19 protein-coding genes are annotated in these 20,949 nt (G+C 64.4%); 12 read left to right on the top strand and 7 right to left on the bottom strand.

Annotated elements, in window-relative coordinates:
* Positions 1 to 97: 97 nt before the first annotated feature.
* From BM315_RS07595 to minC, 7 genes are all read right to left on the bottom strand, one after another.
* The gene (locus BM315_RS07595; RefSeq protein ID WP_090499466.1) at positions 98 to 625 is read right to left on the bottom strand and encodes an Hsp20/alpha crystallin family protein; all 528 of its coding nucleotides are present in this window, start codon (positions 623 to 625) and stop codon (positions 98 to 100) included.
* 60 nt (positions 626 to 685) lie between these two features.
* Positions 686 to 1,063, bottom strand: coding sequence for an Hsp20/alpha crystallin family protein (locus BM315_RS07600; protein WP_090499468.1), 378 nt, complete (start codon positions 1,061 to 1,063; stop codon positions 686 to 688).
* A gap of 24 nt (positions 1,064 to 1,087) precedes the next feature.
* Positions 1,088 to 1,540 (bottom strand): Hsp20/alpha crystallin family protein, encoded by a 453-nt coding sequence (locus tag BM315_RS07605; protein WP_090499470.1) that lies wholly within the window; start codon positions 1,538 to 1,540, stop codon positions 1,088 to 1,090.
* Between the two features lie 251 nt (positions 1,541 to 1,791).
* A complete protein-coding gene (locus BM315_RS07610; RefSeq protein ID WP_090499472.1) occupies positions 1,792 to 2,427 on the bottom strand; it encodes an RluA family pseudouridine synthase in 636 nt (211 codons plus the stop codon).
* Between the two features lie 160 nt (positions 2,428 to 2,587).
* A complete protein-coding gene (gene minE, locus BM315_RS07615) occupies positions 2,588 to 2,842 on the bottom strand; it encodes a cell division topological specificity factor MinE (RefSeq protein ID WP_025165363.1) in 255 nt (84 codons plus the stop codon).
* Positions 2,842 to 3,654, bottom strand: coding sequence for a septum site-determining protein MinD (minD, locus tag BM315_RS07620; RefSeq protein WP_090499474.1), 813 nt, complete (start codon positions 3,652 to 3,654; stop codon positions 2,842 to 2,844). Before minD ends, minE begins: the two co-directional genes overlap by 1 nt.
* Before the next feature lie 100 nt (positions 3,655 to 3,754).
* The gene (gene minC / locus BM315_RS07625; RefSeq protein WP_090499477.1) at positions 3,755 to 4,495 is read right to left on the bottom strand and encodes a septum site-determining protein MinC; all 741 of its coding nucleotides are present in this window, start codon (positions 4,493 to 4,495) and stop codon (positions 3,755 to 3,757) included.
* Between the two features lie 154 nt (positions 4,496 to 4,649).
* Here minC and BM315_RS07630 point away from each other — a divergent pair, with 154 nt between their 5' ends.
* The 12 genes from BM315_RS07630 (at position 4,650) to BM315_RS07685 (ending at position 20,845) form a co-directional block, all read left to right on the top strand.
* Positions 4,650 to 5,579, top strand: coding sequence for a lipid A biosynthesis lauroyl acyltransferase (locus tag BM315_RS07630; RefSeq protein WP_090499479.1), 930 nt, complete (start codon positions 4,650 to 4,652; stop codon positions 5,577 to 5,579).
* Positions 5,580 to 5,922: 343 nt separating this feature from the next.
* A complete protein-coding gene (locus BM315_RS07635; protein ID WP_090499482.1) occupies positions 5,923 to 7,122 on the top strand; it encodes a patatin-like phospholipase family protein in 1,200 nt (399 codons plus the stop codon).
* A gap of 314 nt (positions 7,123 to 7,436) precedes the next feature.
* A complete protein-coding gene (locus tag BM315_RS07640; RefSeq protein WP_090499484.1) occupies positions 7,437 to 8,657 on the top strand; it encodes an aspartate aminotransferase family protein in 1,221 nt (406 codons plus the stop codon).
* Positions 8,658 to 8,836: 179 nt separating this feature from the next.
* Positions 8,837 to 9,853 carry an arginine/ornithine succinyltransferase subunit alpha gene (gene aruF, locus BM315_RS07645; protein WP_090499487.1) on the top strand — a complete coding sequence of 339 codons (1,017 nt, stop codon included), beginning with the start codon at positions 8,837 to 8,839 and terminating at the stop codon, positions 9,851 to 9,853.
* An 11-nt stretch (positions 9,854 to 9,864) separates the two neighbouring features.
* Positions 9,865 to 10,881, top strand: a complete 1,017-nt coding sequence (gene astA / locus BM315_RS07650; RefSeq protein WP_090499489.1) for an arginine N-succinyltransferase — start codon at positions 9,865 to 9,867, stop codon at positions 10,879 to 10,881.
* A 98-nt stretch (positions 10,882 to 10,979) separates the two neighbouring features.
* A complete protein-coding gene (astD, locus tag BM315_RS07655; RefSeq protein ID WP_090499492.1) occupies positions 10,980 to 12,443 on the top strand; it encodes a succinylglutamate-semialdehyde dehydrogenase in 1,464 nt (487 codons plus the stop codon).
* A complete protein-coding gene (gene astB / locus BM315_RS07660) occupies positions 12,443 to 13,789 on the top strand; it encodes an N-succinylarginine dihydrolase (RefSeq protein WP_090499494.1) in 1,347 nt (448 codons plus the stop codon). The genes astD and astB overlap by 1 nt, the downstream gene beginning before the upstream one ends.
* 79 nt (positions 13,790 to 13,868) lie before the next feature.
* Complete coding sequence (locus BM315_RS07665) at positions 13,869 to 14,153, top strand: topoisomerase II (RefSeq protein WP_090499496.1); 285 nt, start codon at positions 13,869 to 13,871, stop codon at positions 14,151 to 14,153.
* 10 nt (positions 14,154 to 14,163) lie between these two features.
* Positions 14,164 to 15,180, top strand: a complete 1,017-nt coding sequence (astE, locus tag BM315_RS07670) for a succinylglutamate desuccinylase (RefSeq protein ID WP_090499498.1) — start codon at positions 14,164 to 14,166, stop codon at positions 15,178 to 15,180.
* Between the two features lie 308 nt (positions 15,181 to 15,488).
* Entirely contained in the window at positions 15,489 to 16,493 is a 1,005-nt protein-coding gene (ltaE, locus tag BM315_RS07675; RefSeq protein WP_090499500.1) for a low-specificity L-threonine aldolase, read from the top strand.
* Between the two features lie 371 nt (positions 16,494 to 16,864).
* Positions 16,865 to 19,489 (top strand): alanine--tRNA ligase, encoded by a 2,625-nt coding sequence (gene alaS / locus BM315_RS07680; RefSeq protein WP_090499502.1) that lies wholly within the window; start codon positions 16,865 to 16,867, stop codon positions 19,487 to 19,489.
* A 117-nt stretch (positions 19,490 to 19,606) separates the two neighbouring features.
* On the top strand, positions 19,607 to 20,845 hold the full coding sequence (locus BM315_RS07685; protein WP_090499504.1) for an aspartate kinase: 1,239 nt from the start codon (positions 19,607 to 19,609) through the stop codon (positions 20,843 to 20,845).
* Positions 20,846 to 20,949: the final 104 nt, after the last annotated feature.

Genomic DNA, 20,949 nt, shown 5'->3' on the forward strand with positions numbered 1-20,949 from the left:
TGTCCGCCATCGCCCCGAGGTCGGGCCTCCTACAGGGGAATGCGGTGTTTGCCGCTCTTGTGGGAGGGCCGACCCGGCGCGATATTTTGCTGGCGGGTCACTCGCCGCGGACTTCGATGCGCCGGCCGCGGGCGTGTTCGGCCTTGGGCAGATCGATGCGCAGCACGCCGTTGCGGTAGCTGGCCGAGGTCTTGTCGGCGAGCACTGGCAGGGGCAGCGGGATGCTGCGATGGAAGCTGCCGAAGGCGCACTGGCGCACGCGATACTGGCCGCTGCTGGATTCCTGCTCGTAGCGTTTTTCGCCGCGCACGATCAGCACGTCGTTGCGTACTTCGATATCCACGTCTTGCTTGTCCAGGCCGGGTATTTCCAGGCGCACGACGAACTTGTCGCTGTCCTCGAACACATCGCCGGCCAGCAGGGCCCAGTTCGCTGACGGGAAGTCGGCGGGAGCCAGGGACGCTGCCGAGGCCTCGGCCGCTACTTCGCTCGACGCCTTGCCCCTGGTCGATGGGGTGAAGCGGGTCAGGGCACCGCTGGTGCGCTCGCGAAAACTTCGCCAGCCCTCGCCGAGCGAGTGCCAGGTTTCCTCCAGGCCGTGTTTCAGATCAGTAAGCTTTTCCATCGGTTGACCTCCAGGTTGCGAGCGGCCGCGCTCTGCAACTGCTGCGGCCGCTCAGGCGGTTCAGGCGACTTTCACCTCGATCTTGCGCGGCTGCGCATGGGCCTGCTTGGGAATGCGCAGGTTGAGCACGCCATCGCGCAACTGGGCGTCGATCCGCGAGGTGTCCAGTTCCGAGCTCAGGCTGAAGGCCCGGCGATAGCGCGACAGGTGCACCTCGGCATAGACCGCCTCCATGTTCTCCGGGGTGTCGGGAGCTATCTCGCCTTCGATCAGCAGGGTGTCGTTTTCGACCCGCAGCTCGAGCTTGTCCTTGGGCACGCCGGGCATGTCGGCGAGCAGCAGGATGCCGTCCTTGTTCTCGAACACGTCGACCCGCGGCAGCAGCGTCTGCAGTTCTTCCGCGGATTCGCCGCGGCGGACTACTTGTTTCTCGCTCATCGCAGTTTCCTCCTTAGCGAAATGTCATTGGATAGTGATGCGCTTGGGTTGAGCCGACTCCTGACGCGCCACCTTGATGTGCAGCACGCCATTGCGGTAGTGCGCCTCGACCTTGTCCGGGTCGGCATCCTTGGACAGGTTCACGGTGCGCTTGAAGCGCCCGCTGAAACGCTCGTTGGCATAGACCGACAGGCTGCCGTTGTCCTGCGGCTCGGCGCTGCTGCGCTCGCCGCTGATCGACAGCAGGCCGTGGTCGATCTGGATATCCAGGGTTGCCGGGTCGAGGCCTGGGGCGAAGGCGTAGACCTCGATCGTCCCAGGGGTGCTGCCGACGTTGATGGTCGGGAAGGCACCGCTGGCAAGCGCGCGAATGCTGCCCGGTCGACCGAGATTGGCAAACTCTTGCTGCAACTCCTGCTGCAGCCGTTCGAACTCGGCGAGCAGGCCGCCAGGGAAGTTAAACAGGGATTCGTACATCGCAAACCTCCTGTGGTTTATGAACCAGAGACGTGTTTGCGGGGCTCGAGGCCGAGGCTTCAAGCCCCGTCTGGAAGAAATATGTTGGCGGCTGGAAGCGGCTTCAAGAGCGTTTTTAAGAACATTATCGAATGATTTATAGGCGCAGCTTCTCGGTTGTGGGAATAAGCAGCCGCGCTGCGCCGTGCGCGCCGGCGTTCGAGGCCATGGCGCGGGTTTTTATTGGTGCGCGTAGCGCACCCTACGTGACGCTAGAACGGTGCGGGGCAGTCGAAGCGCAGGCGTTCGCCGCTTTGCGGGTGGGTCAGGCCGAGCATGCTGGCGTGCAGGCACAGGCGCGGGTAGGCGGCCAGGGCTAAGGGCGGGGCGTAGAGGGCGTCGCCGAGCAGCGGGTGGCCGATCGACAGCATGTGCACGCGCAGCTGGTGCGAGCGGCCGGTGATAGGCGTCAGCTCGACCCGGCAGTAATCGCCGCAGCGTTCGAGCACGCGCCAGTGGGTCAGGGCGTGTTTGCCGACCTCATGGTCGACCACATGCCGCGGCTTGGTCGGCGGGTCGTAGCGCAGCGGCAGGTCGATGCTGCCGCTGTCCTGCTCCGGTTGGCCCCAGCACAGGGCGGTGTAGGCTTTCTCGGTTTCGCGGTCGTGGAACTGGCGCGACAGTTCGCGATGGCTGTCCGGGTCGCGGGCCAGGACGATGATCCCCGAGGTTTCCCAGTCCAGGCGGTGGACGATGCGCGCTTCCGGGAAGCCGTTGTCTTGCAGGCGGGTGACCAGGCAGTCGCGGTTGTCCTCGGCGCGACCGGGCACCGAGAGCAGCAGGGTGGGCTTGTTGATCACCAGCAGGGCGGCGTCCTGATGGAGAATTTCGATTTGGCTGAGCGGCATGGAGTGGGTGGTTTTCTCTGTGGAAGGGGTCGGGCGGCGATCCGCTTTAGCCGCGATGCTTTTGAAGCCGGTCGCGGCTAAAGCCCCTCCCACATATGGATAAATGCAATGGCGGCCAATAAGGCCGCCATTTCGGTTCAGCATCGCGAAAGTAAGGCTTTCAGCGGTCCGGCAAGGTGATGTTGAGTTCCAGGATCGAGCAACTGCCCTGGTTCTCCAGGGCGACCTGAACCTGGTCCGAGTCGATGTTGACGTACTTGCGAATCACCTCGACCAGCTCCTGCTGCAGGGCCGGCAGGTAGTCCGGCTGGCTGCGCTGGCCGCGCTCGTGGGCGACGATGATCTGCAGGCGCTCTTTCGCGATGGACGCCGTGGTTTCCTTCTTGCGTTCACGAAAGAAGTCGAAAATATTCATTAGCGCGCTCCAAACAGACGTTGCATGAGTCCTTTCTTCTGCACGTCGAGGAAGCGGTGGGCGACTTCCTTGCCGAGCAGGCGGTCGACGGCGTCGCTGTAGGCCTGGCCGGCATCGCTCTGGTCGTCGAGGATCACCGGTACGCCCTGGTTGGAGGCCTTGAGCACCGCTTGCGACTCCGGAATCACGCCGAGCAGGCGGATGGCGAGGATTTCCTCGACGTCTTCCACACCGAGCATTTCGCCCTTGGTCACGCGCTCGGGGTTGTAGCGGGTCAGCAGCAGGTGTTCCTTGATCGGCTCTTCGCCGTTCACCGCGCGGCGCGATTTGCTCGCCAGCAGGCCGAGCATGCGGTCGGAGTCGCGCACCGAGGAAACCTCGGGGTTGGTCACGACAATCGCTTCATCGGCGAAGTACATCGCCAGGTGGGCGCCTTTCTCGATGCCGGCCGGCGAGTCGCAGACCACGTATTCGAAATCCTTGCGCAGTTCCTCGATGACTTTTTCCACGCCTTCCTCGGTCAGCGCGTCCTTGTCGCGGGTCTGGCTGGCGGCCAGCACGTAGAGGTTTTCCAGGCGCTTGTCCTTGATCAGTGCCTGCTTCAGCGTGGCTTCGCCGTTGACCACATTGACGAAGTCGTACACCACGCGACGCTCGCAGCCCATGATCAGGTCGAGGTTGCGCAGGCCGACGTCGAAATCGACGATGACGGTTTTGTGCCCGCGCAGGGCGAGGCCGGTACCGATGGCGGCGCTGGTGGTGGTTTTACCCACGCCACCCTTGCCGGAAGTGACTACGAGGATCTTGGCCAAGGTGATTCACCCCAAAAATGTGAAGAAAGACGGGAATCCGACAGCCGTATGCGGCTTCCAGATGCCTTTTTATGTCCCTGAAAATTGGCGGCAGTATCCGTTAAAGGCGGGTGATGTTCAACACGTCACCCGACAAGCTGACATGCACCGCCTCGCCCCATAACGGGTCGCGGCGCAGGTCTTCGGCGACCTTGTATTGGCCGGCGATGGACAGCAGTTCCGCGCCCATCTGCTGGCAGAAGATGCGTGCCTTGGCGTTGCCCTTGATGCCGGCCAGCGCGCGGCCGCGCATGGGCGCGTAAACATGGATGTTGCCGTCGGCGAGAAGTTCCGCGCCGGCGCTGACCGGCGCCAGGACGATCAGGTCGCCGCCCTGGGCATAGATTTGCTGGCCGCCGCGCACCGGGCTGGTGATGATCTTGCTCGGCTTGACCTCGGGTTCTGCGGGCTTTTCCGGCTTTTTCGCGGTACTGCTACCGCCGGTCGGATCGACCGGGCGCTCGCGGGCGCCGGAGGGCGGCAGCACCGGCAAGTCCAGGGCGCTGGCGGCGGCGATATCGTCTTCGCGGTTGGCGCGCACGGCCAGGGTGCGCAGGCCATGGTTGCGGCACAGGGCCATCAGGGCGCCCAGGTCGAGGCTGCCTTCGCCTTCCGGCAGCTTGTCCAGGGCCAGTACCAGCGGGGTATTGCTGAAGAAGTTCGGTGCCTGGGCGACTTTCGCGGCCAGTTGCTGATCGAGGCGCTCGAGGTCGTTGTGCGCCAGTTCCATCACGGTGATGGCCAGCATGCTGCCTTTGAGCTGGAATACGGGGTCTTGCTCGAGTAGATCGGCTTGGCTCATGGTCTGCCTGATACGCCTTGTCGGTCGTGACGAAAGTAGCCCGGACTTATAGCGATAACCCCGCTGGGCTGCAAGCCGGGGCGAGTCTTTGCTCAACTTCTGATAAAACGCCGGTGCTAGAATGCCCGGCTTTATGCTTTGCTCGGGATCGTTGATGGATCGTCCAGCCTTTCGTGCCTATTTCCTGCATCCGCGCTTCTGGCCGCTATGGCTGGGGCTCGGCCTGCTGTGGCTGCTCGCGCTTCTGCCTTATTCGCTGCTGATGTGGCTGGGGCGCCGGCTTGGCGGCTTGATGTATCACCTGGCGCGTTCGCGTCGGCAGATCGCCGTACGCAACCTGGAGCTGTGTTTCCCCGAGCTGTCGGCCGCTGAGCGGGGCAGTTTGTTGCGGGAGAACTTCGCCTCGACCGGCATGACCTTCTTCGAGATGGCGATCAGCTGGTGGTGGCCGGCGGCGCGGCTGGCCAGGCTGGGCCGGGTCGAGGGGCTCGAGCATATTCGTGCGGCCGAGGCCGAAGGGCAGGGCGTGCTGCTGATGGCATTGCATTTCACCACCCTGGAAATGGGCGGCGGCCTGCTGGGCATGCAGCAGCATATGTATGGCATGTACCGGCCGCACAAGAATCCGCTGTTCGATTATGTCCAGCGCCGTGGTCGCGAGCAGCGTCTGCAGGGGGTGATCGAGCGCGACGATGTGCGCGGCATGCTCAAGCTGCTGCGCGCCGGCAAGGTGATCTGGTATGCGCCGGATCAGGACTATGGCGCCCAGCGCAGTATTTTCGTGCCGCTGTTCGGTGTGCCGGCGGCAACGGTGACGGCGACCAGCAAGTTCGCCCGCCTGGGCCGGGCGCGGGTGATTCCCTTCACCCAGACACGCCTGGCCGACGGCTCCGGCTACAGGGTGGTGGTGCACCCGCCGCTGGCCGATTTCCCCGGGGAGAGCGAGGAGGCCGACTGTTTGCGGGTCAATCAGTGGATCGAGGCGGCGATTCGTCAGCAGCCCGAGCAGTACCTGTGGGCCCACCGGCGCTTCAAGACGCGGCCGGATGGCGAGGCGAAGCTGTACAAGAAGCGCCGCCGCTAGTGCCTGCAGTAGTGGCGAGGAGCGAGGGCGCAATCGATCAGCGATCAATTATTGCTGCTCCTGTAGGAGGAGTGGCCGCCCCTCTTCGACGCCGCGCTGTCGCGCAGCAAACTTGAGGTAATTGCGTCTATCGGCTTGTGGGTGCCTGTAGGAGCCGGCCATGCCCGCGATGGGTTTCGCGGGCATGGAACTGGGCGTCCCCCCCGCTCCTACAGGTCTTTGTTCTGCTTTTATTTCTCAATATAAAACAACGGCTTATTTATTTTTTGATGAGAATGGCAATAGGCGCGGCCGGGCGCCCCTCCTGCCAGACCTGCAAGTTAAAGGATTCGGAACTCCCCCTATGACACCAAGCACTTCCTCCAGCCAGCCGGTCACCGGACTGATTCTTTCCGGTGGCGGCGCGCGGGCGGCGTATCAGGTCGGGGTGCTGGCGGCGATTGCCGATTTGTTGCCGGATGCCGCGCAGAATCCCTTTCCGGTGATCGTCGGCACCTCGGCCGGCGCCATCAACGCGGTCGGCCTGGCGTGCGGGGCCTTGCATTTTGGCGAGGCGGTACGCCGCCTGACCAGGGTCTGGCAGGGCTTTCATACCCATCAGGTGTACCGCAGCGACTGGCCGGGGGTGTTGCGCCAAGCCGGCCGCTTTATCGGCCACAGCCTGCTGGGCCTGGGCGGCGAAGTGCCGGTGGCGCTGCTCGACAGTTCGCCGCTGCGCGAGCTGTTGCAGCGCGAGCTGGATTTCTCCGGGATCGCCGCTTCGGTGCGCCAGCGCCAGTTGCGCGCGGTGGCGGTGACGGCGTTCGGTTACGAGTCCGGGCATGCGGTGACCTTCTATCAGGGGCGCGCCACCATCGATCCCTGGCTGCGCCACCGCCGGGTCGGGGTGCCGACTCGCCTGGGCGTCGAGCATCTGCTGGCCAGCTCGTCGATTCCGTTGCTGTTCCCGCCGGTGAAGATCAATCGCGAGTATTTCGGCGACGGCGCGGTGCGCCAGTCCGCGCCTATCAGCCCGGCGTTGCACCTGGGCGCGACCCGGGTGCTGGTGGTCGGCGTCAGTGGCAACACGCAGGCCGAGTCGGGCGGCGCGGTCACCGCCGTGCAGGCGGTCAAGCCGCCGAGCCTGGCGCAAATAGGCGGGCATATGCTCAACAGTACCTTTATCGACAGCCTGGAAGGCGATATCGAACTGCTCGAACGGCTCAATCTGATGAGCAGGCTGATCCCGCCGGAGCAACGTCCGCGTGGCCTGGGGCTCAATCCGGTGGAGGTGTTGGTGATTGCGCCGAGCCAGCCGCTGGACGAGATCGCCGCCCGCCATCGCCACGAGTTGACTGCGGTGCTGCGCCTGTTTCTGCGCGGTCCGGGAGCGACCAAGGCCGGCGGCGCGGGCGTGCTCAGCTATCTGTTGTTCGAAGCCGGCTATTGCAACGAGCTGATCGAACTGGGTTATCAGGATGCGATGGCGCAGCAAGCCGCCCTGAGCGAATTCCTCGGCCTGGATCGCCCGCCGGTGGTGCAGGGGCAGCCGGTCACGGCGTAGGGTGCGCGGGGCCGCCTAGGTCGTGCGCGCCAAGGAGCCCAGTGAGTGGTGCGCACGGCGCACCCGTCGTGTTAGCCGCGAAACCTGCCGGTCAGCTTGTGGATAATTTCCGCGCAGCGTGCCCGAATGTGCCGATCAGCGTTTAAACTGCGCCTTCCCGACGCTTTCTGTCGCATTTGCGAAAGCGCCGGTTTTCCCCGGGTTGGCGCTATAAGAAGTTGTCGCATGGCGGCAATGCCCACTCCGAATCAATCCCTACAATCCTTCCCATCGCCTGCCACCCAATGCAGGTGTTACTCGTCAGGAGAGCTCCGATGTCCGTTCAGCACGATCCGGTGCAACGCGCCGATTTCGACCAAGTGATGGTTCCCAACTATGCCCCGGCCGGCTTCATTCCGGTGCGCGGTGCGGGTTCCCGAGTCTGGGATCAAAGTGGTCGCGAGCTGATCGACTTCACCGGCGGCATCGCCGTGAATGCCCTGGGCCATTGCCATCCGGCCCTGGTCGCCGCCTTGACCGAACAGGCCAATACGCTGTGGCACATTTCCAATGTGTTCACCAACGAGCCGGCCCTGCGCCTGGCGCACAAGCTGGTCGACGCGACCTTCGCCGAGCGCGCGTTCTTCTGCAACTCCGGCGCCGAAGCCAACGAGGCCGCCTTCAAGTTGGCCCGGCGGGTGGCCTTCGACCGGTTCGGCGAAGACAAGTACGAAATCATCGCGGCGACCAACAGTTTCCACGGCCGCACCCTGTTTACCGTCAGCGTCGGCGGTCAACCCAAGTATTCCGATGGCTTCGGGCCGAAGATCCAGGGCATCAACCATGTCCCGTACAACGATATCGAGGCGCTGAAGGCCGCGGTTTCCGCCAGGACCTGCGCCGTGGTGCTGGAGCCGATCCAGGGTGAAGGCGGCGTCCTGCCGGCCGACCTGGCCTACCTGCAGGCGGCCCGCGAGCTGTGCGACCAGCACGACGCGCTGTTGATCTTCGACGAAGTGCAGACCGGCATGGGCCGCAGCGGTTCGCTGTTCGCCTACCAGCATTACGGGGTGATCCCGGACATCCTCTCCAGCGCCAAGAGCCTGGGCGGCGGTTTCCCGATCGGCGCCATGCTGACCACCGAAGCGCTGGCCAAGCACCTGGTGGTCGGTACCCATGGCACCACCTACGGCGGCAACCCGCTGGCCTGTGCGGTGGCCGAGGCGGTGATCGATGTGGTCAATACCCCGGCAGTGCTCGATGGGGTGAAAGCCAAGCGGCAGCGCTTCAAGGTCGCCCTGGAACAGTTCGGTGAGCAGTACGGCGTGTTCAGCCAGGTGCGCGGCCTCGGCCTGCTGATCGGCGCGGTGCTCAGCGATGCCTGGAAAGGCAAGGCCAAGGCGATTCTCGATGCCGCCGCGGCGGAGGGCGTGATGGTGCTGCAAGCCGGTCCGGATGTGGTGCGTTTCGCCCCGAGCCTGGTGGTGGAAGAGGTCGATATCGATGAGGGCCTGGCGCGTTTCGAACGTGCCCTGGCCAAGCTGACGCAAGCCTGAGTCGACAGCCCGGCGGCGTCCGTTTGCGCTCGCCACGGGCCGCGCTTGCCCGGCTTAAGGATGAGTCGGGCTACTTCCAGGGATGACTATCTCCGTGTGTGCTGTGGCCTTCGGGTTGCAGTTTCTCCAGGCGGTTCGCGCTGAGCGGCCTGGGGCTTTTCTTGAAAAGGAGTGACACCATGCTGGTGATGCGCCCCGCGCAAATGGCCGACCTGAGTGAGGTGCAGCGTCTCGCCGCGGACAGCCCGGTTGGTGTGACTTCGCTGCCGGACGATGCCGGCCGCCTGCGCGACAAGATCGCCGCCTCGGATGCCTCGCTGGCCGCCGAGGTAAGTTTCAATGGCGAGGAAAGCTACTTTTTCGTCCTCGAAGACAGCGACAGCGGGCACTTGCTCGGCTGCTCCGGCATCGTCGCCTCGGCCGGGTATTCCGAGCCGTTCTACAGCTTTCGCAACGAAACCTTCGTGCACAACTCGCGTGAGCTGAAGATCCACAACAAGATCCACGTGCTCTCGCTGTGCCACGACCTGACCGGCAACAGCCTGCTGACCAGCTTCTACGTCGAGCGGCCTTTGGTGGGTAGCGTCTGGTCCGAGCTGAACTCGCGGGCGCGCCTGTTGTTCGTCGCCAACCATCCGGAGCGCTTCGCCGATGCCGTGGTGGTGGAGATCGTCGGGCACAGCGACGAGCATGGCGATTCGCCGTTCTGGGATGCCGTGGGGCGCAATTTCTTCGACATGAACTACGCCGAGGCCGAGCGCCTGTGCGGGCTGAAAAGCCGGACCTTTCTCGCCGAGCTGATGCCGCACTACCCGATCTATGTGCCGCTGCTGCCGGATGCGGCCCAGGAGGCCATGGGCCAGGTGCACCCGCGGGCGCAGGTGACCTTCGACATCCTGATGCGCGAAGGCTTCGAGACCGATCATTACATCGATATTTTCGACGGCGGGCCGACCCTGCATGCGCGCACCTCGGGGATTCGCTCGATCGCCCAGAGCCGTGTGGTGCCGGTCAGGATCGGCGAGCCGATCAAGGGTGGGCGGCCGTATCTGGTGAGCAACGGCCTGCTGCAGGATTTTCGCGCGATCGTCGCGGACCTGGATTGGGTACCTGGCAAGCCGGTCACCCTCAGTCTCGAAGCTGCCGAAGCACTCGGCGTCGGCGAGGGCGCCAGCGTGCGTCTGGTTGCGGTTTAAGGAGTTAGCGCATGATCGTTCGTCCCGTTCGCACTGCCGATCTTCCGGCGTTGATTGCTCTGGCGCGCACTACCGGCGCTGGCCTGACCACCCTGCCGGCCAACGAGGAGCGCCTGGCGCATCGCGTCGGTTGGGCGGAGAAGACCTTCACCGGCAAGGCCGAACGCGCCGACGCCGACTACCTGTTCGTGCTGGAAGACGACGCCGGCGAGGTGGTGGGTATTTCCGCCGTGGCCGGTGCGGTCGGTCTGCGCGAGCCCTGGTACAACTACCGCGTGGGCCTGACCGTCAGCGCCTCGCAGGAACTGAATATCCATCGGCAGATTCCCACCCTGTTCCTGGCCAACGACCTGACCGGCAACTCCGAACTCTGCTCGCTGTTTCTGCGCAGCGATCACCGCAAGGGACTCAATGGCCGTCTGCTGTCCAAGGCGCGCCTGCTGTTTATCGCCGAGTTCCGCGAGTCGTTCGGCGACAAGGTGATCGCCGAGATGCGCGGCATGTCCGACGAACAGGGACGCTCGCCGTTCTGGGAAAGCCTGGGGCGGCACTTCTTCAAGATGGAGTTCAGTCAGGCGGACTACCTGACCGGGGTCGGCAACAAGGCCTTCATCGCCGAGTTGATGCCCAAGTTCCCGCTCTATACCTGCTTCCTCTCCGAAGATGCACGCAACATCATCGGCCGCGTCCACCCGGATACCGAGCCGGCGCTGGCCATGCTCAAGGGCGAAGGCTTCAGTTATCAGGGCTATGTCGACATCTTCGACGCCGGCCCGGCCATCGAGGCGGAAACCGCGAAAATCCGTGCCGTGCGCGACAGCCAGGCGCTGGTGCTGGCCATAGGTACGCCGGGCGATGACGCCACCACCTTCCTGATCCACAACCGCAAGCGCGAAGACTGCCGGATCACCGTCGGCGCCGCACGCCTGGCCGCCGGCACCCTGGTGGTCGATCCGTTGACCGCCAAGCGCCTGCGCTTGGCGGTCGGCGATCAGGTCAGAGCGGTGCCGCTGTCGGCCCGCGGCTGAATACCCCCGAGCTGCCTGGAGTCGATCCGGGCGGTTCGATCGAATAGCCCATCCGGCGCAACGCCGGGTGATGAAATTGCTGGGAGTGATAAAACAATATGAGCACTCATTACATCGCCGGTAGCTGGCAGCCTGGTCAGGGCGAAGCCCTGGAGTCGTTGAATCCGGTCAGTCAGGCCGTGGTCTGGCGTGGCCAGGCGGCCTCCGTCGCCCAGGTCGAGGCCGCCGTGGTGGCTGCTCGCGCGGCATTCCCGGGCTGGGCCTCGTGCTCCCTGGATGGGCGCATCGCCGTGCTGGAGCGTTTCGCCGTGGCCCTCAGGGCACATGCCGACGAGCTGGCCCGGGCGATTGGCGAGGAAACCGGCAAGCCGCTGTGGGAGTCGGCCACCGAGGTGACCAGCATGGTCAACAAGGTCGCCATCTCGGTGCAAAGCTACCGCGAACGGACCGGCGAGAAGAGTGCGCCGCTGGCCGACGCCACTGCCGTGCTGCGGCACAAACCGCATGGCGTGGTAGCGGTGTTCGGCCCCTACAACTTCCCCGGCCACCTGCCCAACGGCCACATAGTGCCGGCGTTGCTGGCGGGCAATTGCGTGCTGTTCAAGCCCAGCGAGTTGACGCCGAAAGTCGCCGAGCTGACGCTCAAGTGCTGGATCGAAGCCGGTCTGCCGGCCGGCGTGCTCAATCTGCTGCAGGGGGCGCGTGACACCGGCGTGGCCCTGGCCGGCAACCCCGGCATCGACGGGCTGTTCTTCACCGGTTCGAGCCGCACCGGCAACCTGCTGCACAGCCAGTTCGCCGGTCGCCCGGAGAAGATCTTGGCCCTGGAAATGGGCGGCAACAACCCGCTGATCGTCGATCAGCTCGCCGACGTCGAGGCGGCGGTCTACACCATCGTGCAGTCGGCCTTCATCTCCGCCGGCCAGCGCTGCACCTGCGCGCGCCGTCTGCTGGTGCCGCAGGGCGAGTGGGGCGATGCCTTGCTCGCGCGCCTGGTCCAGGTCGCCGGGCAGATCAAGGTCGGCCGTTTTGACGAACAGCCGGCGCCCTTCATGGGTTCGGTGATTTCCCTGGCAGCGGCCGAACAGCTGCTGCAGGCCCAGCAGCAGTTGCTCGGCAAGGGCGCCACGGCGCTGCTGGCGATGACCCAGGCGCAGCCCGGCGCAGCCTTGCTCACGCCGGGGATCATCGATGTCAGCGCGGTGGCCGAGCGGCCGGACGAAGAGTTCTTCGGCCCACTGCTGCAGGTGATCCGCTATGCCGATTTCGAGGGGGCGATCGCCGAGGCCAATAACACCCAGTTCGGCCTGGCCGCCGGTTTGCTGTCGGATTCCGCAGCGCGCTACCAGCAGTTCTGGCTGCACAGCCGCGCGGGCATCGTCAACTGGAACAAGCAGCTCACCGGCGCCGCCAGCACGGCCCCGTTCGGTGGCGTCGGCGCTTCCGGCAACCACCGCGCCAGTGCTTACTACGCGGCGGACTACTGCGCTTATCCGGTGGCCTCGCTGGAAAGCGAACGCCTGAGCCTGCCCGCCACCCTGACCCCGGGAGTAAGCCTGTGATGTCCGCTTATGAAATGAATTTCGACGGCCTGGTCGGCCCGACCCACAACTACGGTGGCCTGTCCTACGGCAATGTTGCCTCGCAGAGCAACAGCCAGGCCGACTCCAGCCCGAAACAGGCCGCCAAGCAGGGCCTGGCGAAGATGAAGGCGCTGATGGAAATGGGCTTCAAGCAGGGCGTACTGGCCCCGCAGGAACGCCCGGATGTCGCGGTGCTGCGCCGTCTCGGCTTCACCGGCAGCGATGCCCGGGTGATCGAGCGGGCGGCGCAGGAGGCCATGCCTTTACTGGTTGCCAGCTGCTCGGCCTCGAGCATGTGGACGGCCAACGCCTGCACCGTCAGCCCCAGCGCCGATACGGCCGATGGCCGGGTGCACTTCACCGCCGCCAACCTCAATTGCAAGTTCCATCGTTCCATCGAGCATCCGACCACCAGCCGCCTGCTCGGCGCCATGTTCGCCAATGAGCAGCACTTCGCTCACCACGCCGCCTTGCCGGCGGTGGCGCAGTTCGGCGACGAGGGCGCGGCCAACCACACGCGTTTCTGTAAAGGTTATGGCGATGCCGGGGTGGAGTTCTTCGTGTTCGGGCGCAGCGCCTTCGACGGCCGTTTCCCGGCGCCGCAACGCTACCCGGCGCGGCAGACCCTGGAAGCCTCGCAGGCCGTGGTGCGCCTGCATGGGCTGAGCGAGGCCGGGGTGGTCTATGCTCAACAGAATCCGGCGGTGATCGATCAGGGGGTATTCCACAACGACGTGATCGCGGTGGGTAACGGCGAGGTGCTGTTCTATCACCAGGACGCCTTCCTCGATACCGACAGGGTGCTGGCCGAGCTGGCGGACAAGCTCGCCCGGCGTGGCGGCACGCTGCAGGCGGTGTGCGTGCCGCGCGATGCGGTCACGGTGGAGGACGCGGTGAAGTCCTACCTGTTCAACAGCCAGTTGTTGCCGCGCGCCGCTGGCGGCATGTTGCTGATCGTGCCGGAGGAGTGCCGCAACAACGCCAATGTGTGGAATTACCTGCAGCGGCTCACCGGCGGCAGCGGACCGATTCGCGAGGTCAAGGTGTTCGATCTCAAACAAAGCATGCAGAACGGCGGCGGCCCGGCCTGCCTGCGCCTGCGCGTGGCGCTCAAGGAGAACGAGTTGGCGGCGGTGAATCCGGGGGTGATCATGACCCCGCAGCTGTATGACAGGCTCAACGTCTGGGTCGACAAGCACTACCGCGATCGCCTCGGCGAGAGCGAACTGGCCGACCCGCAATTGCTGATCGAATGCCGCACGGCATTGGATGAATTGACCCAGATCCTTAAACTGGGCGCGGTTTATCCTTTTCAACTGAACTGAGCGGCAAGCCATCAGCCTCAAGCGCACGCTTGGCGTTCTAAACTTGCTGCTTATGGCGTATAGCGTGGAGCTTTGAATAATGTCCGATGTCCTGCAACTGATCCTCGAAGATGAAGATGGCACTCAGCTGGAAACGACCTGCACCCGCTTTGCGGTGATGTGGCAGGGCAAGGAAGTCTGGTTTCAGCAGGTGGGCAATGATCAGTTGATGATCGGCGTGGACTCGGCCGAGGACGACAGCGAGTACACCAATCTGCTGCTGCGTCCGCTGGCCACCAACCTGGTCAGCCTGGAGCTGGAGATGGAACCGGCCGAGCCCGGCGACGACGGGCACGTGCACGGCCCCGACTGCAACCACGATTGAGGTAATTGCTATGCTTGCCCTCGGCAAACTGCTTGAACTGACCCTCGCCGGCTTTGAGCCGGCAGCGAAGATCCAGCTGACGCCCGAGGGCGCGCGCTTGCGCTGGCTGGCCGAAGGTGCGCTGGAAGTGACGCCGTCGGTGGCCAGCGACAACGGTCTGGACCTGCTGCTCTCGGCCGGCATCCACGGCAACGAAACCGCTCCCATCGAATTGCTCGACCGCCTGCTGCGCGGTATTGCCCGTGGCGAGCTGAAGCCGCGGGCGCGGATCCTCTTCCTGTTCGGCAACCCGCCGGCGATCCGCCGCGGCGAGCGCTATATCGAGCAGGACATCAATCGCCTGTTCAACGGCCAGCACGAGCAACATGCCGGGGTCGAGGCCATGCGCGCCTGCGATCTCGAGCACCTGGCCGCAACCTTTTTCAGCAAACCCGAGCGAACGCGCCTGCACTACGACCTGCATACCGCGATCCGGACCTCGCAGATCGAGCAGTTCGCCCTCTATCCCTGGCAGGAGGGGCGGCCGCGCAGCCTGCGCGAGCTGGCCCGGTTGAACGCCGCAGGGATCGAGGCAGTGCTGCTGCACAACAAGAGCTCGATCACCTTCAGCGCCTACACCTACACCCAGTTGGGGGCGGAATCGTTCACCCTGGAGCTGGGCAAGGCGCGAGCCTTCGGGCAGAACCAGGAGGTCAACCTGGATCGGCTCGAGCAGCGCCTGCAGCACATCATCGAAGGCTGCGAACCCGAGCCACAGGAGCAGGACGCCGAATTGCGCGGGCTGCAGTTGTTCGCCGTGGCGCGGGAAATCATCAAGCACAGCGACACCTTCAAGCTGCACCTGCCGGCGGATATCGAAAACTTCAGCAAGCTGCCGGTCGGCTACCTGCTGGCCGAGGATCTGGCCGGCACCCGCTGGGTTGTGGAAGAGCCGGATGCGCGAATCATCTTCCCCAACCCCAAGGTGAAAAACGGCCTGCGCGCCGCCATCCTCATCGTCCCTGCCAAAGACGTGCAACTGGCCTGATCCGCCGCTGGGGTGCGATCTGTAGATTCCATGTTGATGCACAAGCCTCGCTGCGCCCAGCTGGCGTAGGGTGCGCCATGCGCACCAGGCTGACGGGGTGCATGATCGGATTGCGGATGATCCATGTATCCGGTGCGCGCGGCGCACCCTACGGGGGTAGCCGATAAATACTCCCGGATTTCATCCGGGCTACAAGATCGCTACTGCGGGGCTGATCTGTCCTGTGTCCTATTGACCCATCTGTACCTTGTTCCCATGCCTGGAGCGCCTTAGCATCGGGGTTTTCGTCACGTTAAGGGAAACCGCCCATGGCCATCATCGACCTGCGCAGCGACACCGTTACCCAGCCAACCCCGGGCATGCGCGAGGCCATGCTGGCGGCAGAGCTGGGCGATGACGTCTACGGCGAGGATCCCACGGTCAACCGCCTGGAGCAGTACCTGGCGGCCGAACTGGGCTTTGCCCGCGCGCTGTTCGTGCCGACCGGCACCATGAGCAACCTGCTCGGCCTGATGGCCCACTGCGAGCGAGGCGACGAATACATCGTCGGCCAGCAGGCGCACACCTATAAATATGAAGGCGGCGGCGCCGCGGTGCTGGGCTCAATCCAGCCGCAGCCGCTCGAGGGCGAAGCCGACGGCTCGCTGGACCTGGGCAAGGTCGAGGCGGCCATCAAGCAGGACGACTTCCACTTCGCCCGCACCCGCCTGTTGGCGCTGGAAAACACCATGCAGGGCAAGGTCCTGCCGTCGAGCTATCTGGCCGCGGCCCGCGAGCTGACCCGCAGGCGCGGCCTGGCCCTGCACCTGGACGGCGCGCGGCTGTACAACGCGGCAGTCAGGCAGGGCGTGGCGGCCAGGGAGATCACCCGGCACTTCGATTCGGTCTCGGTCTGTTTGTCCAAGGGCCTGGGCGCGCCGGTGGGGTCGGTGCTCTGCGGCAGCGCCGAGCTGATCGGCAAGGCGCGGCGCCTGCGCAAGATGGTCGGTGGCGGCATGCGTCAGGCGGGCGTGCTGGCTGCCGCCGGCCTCTATGCTTTGGAGCACCAGGTGGCGCGCCTGGCCGTGGATCATGCCAATGCCGAACGCCTGGCCGACGGGCTACGCGGGTTGGGCTACGCGGTCGAGCCGGTGCAGACCAATATGGTCTATGCCCAGGTCGGCGAGCGAGCGGATGCGTTGAAGGCTTTTTGCGCCGAGCGCGGAATCCAGCTGATCGCCGCACCGCGTTTGCGCATGGTTACCCATATGGATGTCAGCACCGCGGACATCGACCGGGTGCTCGAGGCCTTTGCCGCCTTCGCGCGGGCTTGAGCCAGTCCGCTCCAGGGATGGATTGGCGGCGTCAGGCCCGGAGCGTTCAGGCATCGCCAGACCGGCTGGCGCCATGTTGGTGGCGCGACGACCACCTGGTGGGAGGGGCTTTAGCCGCGATGGGCCCCGAAAGCGCCGAAAGCATTATGGCTGCAGCGCGGATGCCGTTGCTGGGTACTCGACGGCTTGAACCCAGGCCTGACAAAAGCCACGCCGGTTAGCCGGTCCCGCCCCAACGGTCGTCGTTTTCTCCGCCGTGCGGCGTTATAGCCGCTATCTATTGATAAACACGCTGTACCGATGCTACAGGCCCGATATAATGCGGCCCTTTGCCGGCTTTGCCGTGGCCGCCTGTTTCCTTGGATGATCCTATGAAAAGCGCTGAAATCCGTGAAGCTTTCCTCAGCTTCTTCGAAGAGAAGGGGCACACCCGTGTCGCTTCCAGTTCCCTGATTCCGGGCAACGACCCGACGCTGCTGTTCACCAACGCCGGGATGAACCAGTTCAAGGACTGCTTCCTCGGCCTGGAAAAGCGCGCCTACACCCGTGCGGTCACCAGCCAGAAGTGCGTGCGCGCCGGCGGCAAGCACAACGACCTGGAGAACGTCGGTTACACCGCGCGTCACCACACCTTCTTCGAGATGCTCGGCAACTTCAGTTTCGGCGATTACTTCAAGCGCGATGCCATCCACTTCGCCTGGGAGTTCCTCACCGGCGACAACTGGCTGAAGCTGCCCAAGGACAAGCTCTGGGTCACCGTCTACGCCAACGACGACGAGGCCTACGACATCTGGAACAAGGAAATCGGCGTGCCGACCGAGCGGATGATCCGCATCGGCGACAACAAGGGCGCGCCCTATGCCTCCGACAACTTCTGGACCATGGGCGATACCGGCCCGTGCGGCCCTTGCACCGAGATCTTCTTCGATCACGGCGAGCACATCTGGGGCGGCCCGCCCGGTTCGCCGGAGGAAGACGGCGACCGCTACATCGAGATCTGGAACAACGTGTTCATGCAGTTCAATCGCACCGCTGACGGCGTGCTGCACCCGCTGCCGGCGCCGAGCGTGGACACCGGCATGGGCCTGGAGCGCATCAGCGCGGTGCTGCAACACGTCAACTCGAACTACGAGATCGACCTGTTCCAGAGCCTGCTGAACGCCGCGGCCCAGGCCATCGGCTGCGCCAACGAGGGCCAGGCCTCGCTGAAAGTGGTCGCCGATCACATCCGTTCCTGCGGCTTCCTGATCGCCGACGGCGTCACCCCGTCCAACGAAGGCCGCGGCTACGTGCTGCGCCGGATCATCCGGCGCGCCTGCCGGCACGGCAACAAGCTGGGCGCCCAGGGCAGTTTCTTCTACCAGATAGTCGCCGCCCTGGTTGCCGAGATGGGCGCAGCCTTCCCGGAGCTGAAGCAGCAGCAGGCGCATATCGAGCGCGTGCTGAAAACCGAGGAAGAGCAGTTCGCCAAGACCCTGGAACAGGGCCTGAGGATTCTCGAGCAGGATCTGGTCGGCCTCAAGGGCAAGCTGATCCCCGGCGAGACGGTGTTCAAGCTGTACGACACCTATGGTTTTCCCTACGACCTGACGGCCGATATCGCCCGCGAGCGCGGCCTGACCCTGGACGAGAGCGGCTTCGAGCGCGAAATGCAGGCCCAGCGCGAGCGCGCCCGTTCCGCCAGCGCCTTCGGCATGGACTACAACGCCCTGGTCAAGATCGACAGCGATACACGCTTCCTCGGCTACGAGGGCACCAGCGGCAGCGGCCGGATCATCGCCCTGTTCGCCGATGGCCAGGCGGTCGATCGCCTGAACGAAGGCGAGGAGGGCGTGGTGGTGCTCGATCAGACGCCGTTCTACGCCGAATCCGGTGGCCAGGTCGGTGACTGCGGCTTCCTTGAAGGTGCCGGCGTGCGTTTCGATGTGCGCGATACCACCAAGGCCGGCGGTGCTTTCCTGCACCACGGCATGGTCGTCAAGGGCAGTCTGAGCGTAGGCGCCTCGATCAAGGCCGAAGTCGACGCCAGCGTGCGTCAGGCCACCGCGCTCAACCATTCGGCGACGCACCTGTTGCACGCCGCATTGCGGCAGGTGCTCGGCGAGCATGTGCAGCAGAAGGGTTCGCTGGTCGATAGCCAGCGCCTGCGCTTCGACTTCAGCCACTTCGAGGCGATCTCGTCGGCGCAGTTGCGGGCGCTGGAAGATATCGTCAACACCCAGGTTCGCAACAACAGCAGCGTGGAAACCCTCGAGACCGATATCGACACGGCCAAGCAGAAAGGCGCCATGGCGCTGTTCGGCGAGAAGTACGGCGATCGGGTGCGGGTGCTGAGCATGGGCGGCGATTTTTCCGTCGAGCTCTGTGGCGGTACCCATGTGGCCCGTACCGGCGACATCGGTCTGTTCAAGATCACCAGCGAAGGCGGTGTCGCGGCGGGCGTGCGGCGTATCGAGGCGGTCACCGGTGGCGCGGCGTTCGCCTATCTGAATGGCGCGGAAGAACAGTTGAAAGAAGCCGCCGCACTGGTCAAGGGCAGTCGCGACAACCTGCTGGACAAACTGACCGCCATGCTGGAACGCAACCGTCAGCTGGAAAAAGAGCTGGAGCAGTTCAAGGCCAGGGCCGCCAGTTCGGCCGGTAATGACCTGGCCGGCTCCGCCGTCGACGTCAAGGGCAGCAAAGTGCTCAGTGCGCGGGTCGACGGCCTGGACGGCAAGGCCATGCTGGCCATGGTCGACCAGTTGAAGAACAAGCTTGGCAGTGCGGTGATCCTGCTCGGCGGCGTGCAGGACGGCAAGGTCGTGCTGGTGGCCGGTGTGACCCAGGACCTGACTGGCAAACTCAAGGCCGGCGAGCTGATGAAGCAGGCCGCGGCGGCAGTCGGTGGCAAGGGTGGCGGTCGTCCGGACATGGCGCAGGGTGGCGGCACCGATGCCGGCGCGCTGGATGGTGCCTTGGCGCTGGCCGTGAGCTATGCCGAGCAAGGTCTGTAGGCACCGGTAGTTGTCGCGTCTGTGAACGCCAGGGGCTGCATTACGCCCGGCAGGCCTTGGCAGCGTATTGAGTTGAATGTTTAATGGGCGCCCTTCACGGGCTGAGGCGGCTTTGAAATGGCTTTGATCGTACAGAAATTTGGCGGCACCTCCGTCGGCACTGTTGAGCGGATTCAGCAGGTGGCCGAGAAGGTGAAGAAGTTCCGCGAAAACGGCGATGACATCGTGGTCGTGGTTTCCGCCATGAGCGGCGAAACCAATCGTTTGATCGAGCTGGCCAAGCAGGCCAGTGATGATCAGCCGGTGCCGCGTGAACTCGATGTGATGCTGTCCACCGGCGAGCAGGTGACCATTGCCCTGTTGACCATGGCCCTGGTTCGCCGCGGTGTGCCGGCGGTGTCCTACACCGGCAATCAGGTGCGCATTCTCACCGATAGCGCGCACAACAAGGCGCGTATCCTGCAGATCGACGATCAGAAACTGCGTGCCGACCTCAAGGCCGGGCGGGTGGTGGTGGTCGCCGGTTTCCAGGGAGTGGACGAGCACGGCAATATCACCACGCTTGGGCGTGGCGGCTCCGACACCACGGGCGTGGCCCTGGCGGCGGCGCTCAAGGCTGACGAGTGCCAGATCTACACGGATGTCGATGGTGTCTATACCACCGATCCGCGTGTGGTGCCCCAGGCTCAGCGTCTGGAGAAGATCACCTTCGAAGAAATGCTGGAAATGGCCAGCCTGGGTTCCAAGGTGCTGCAAATCCGCTCGGTGGAGTTCGCCGGCAAGTACAACGTCCCGCTGCGCGTATTGCACAGCTTCAAAGAGGGTCCGGGCACCCTCATTACCCTTGATGAAGAGGAAACCATGGAACAGCCGATCATTTCCGGCATCGCTTTCAACCGCGACGAAGCCAAGCTGACCATCCGTGGCGTGCCGGACATCCCGGGCGTGGCGTTCAAGATTCTCGGCCCTGTCAGTGCCGCCAATATCGAAGTCGACATGATCGTGCAGAACGTGGCGCACGATAACACCACCGATTTCACCTTCACCGTGCACCGCAACGATTATCAGGCTGCGCAGCAGGTATTGGAAAATACCGCGCGTGAACTGGGTGCGCGCGAAGTGATTGGCGACATCAAGATTGCCAAGGTGTCGATCGTCGGCGTCGGCATGCGCTCCCATGCCGGGGTTGCCAGCCGCATGTTCGAGGCCCTGGCCAAGGAAAATATCAATATCCAGATGATCTCCACCTCGGAAATCAAGGTGTCCGTGGTGATCGAGGAGAAATATCTGGAGTTGGCGGTACGTGCTTTGCACAGCGCCTTCGAACTGGATGCCCCGGCCCGACAGGGCGACTGAGGCATTGCCCGAAAGGCGCGCACTATTGCGCGCCTTTCGTCTTTTTGGTTGGCGTGGATGGACTTTCTTTCTGCCCACACTAGTCAATACTTGGGTGAAGGCCT

The sequence above is a fragment of the Pseudomonas borbori genome (assembly GCF_900115555.1).
Classification (GTDB): Bacteria; Pseudomonadota; Gammaproteobacteria; order Pseudomonadales; family Pseudomonadaceae; genus Aquipseudomonas; species Aquipseudomonas borbori.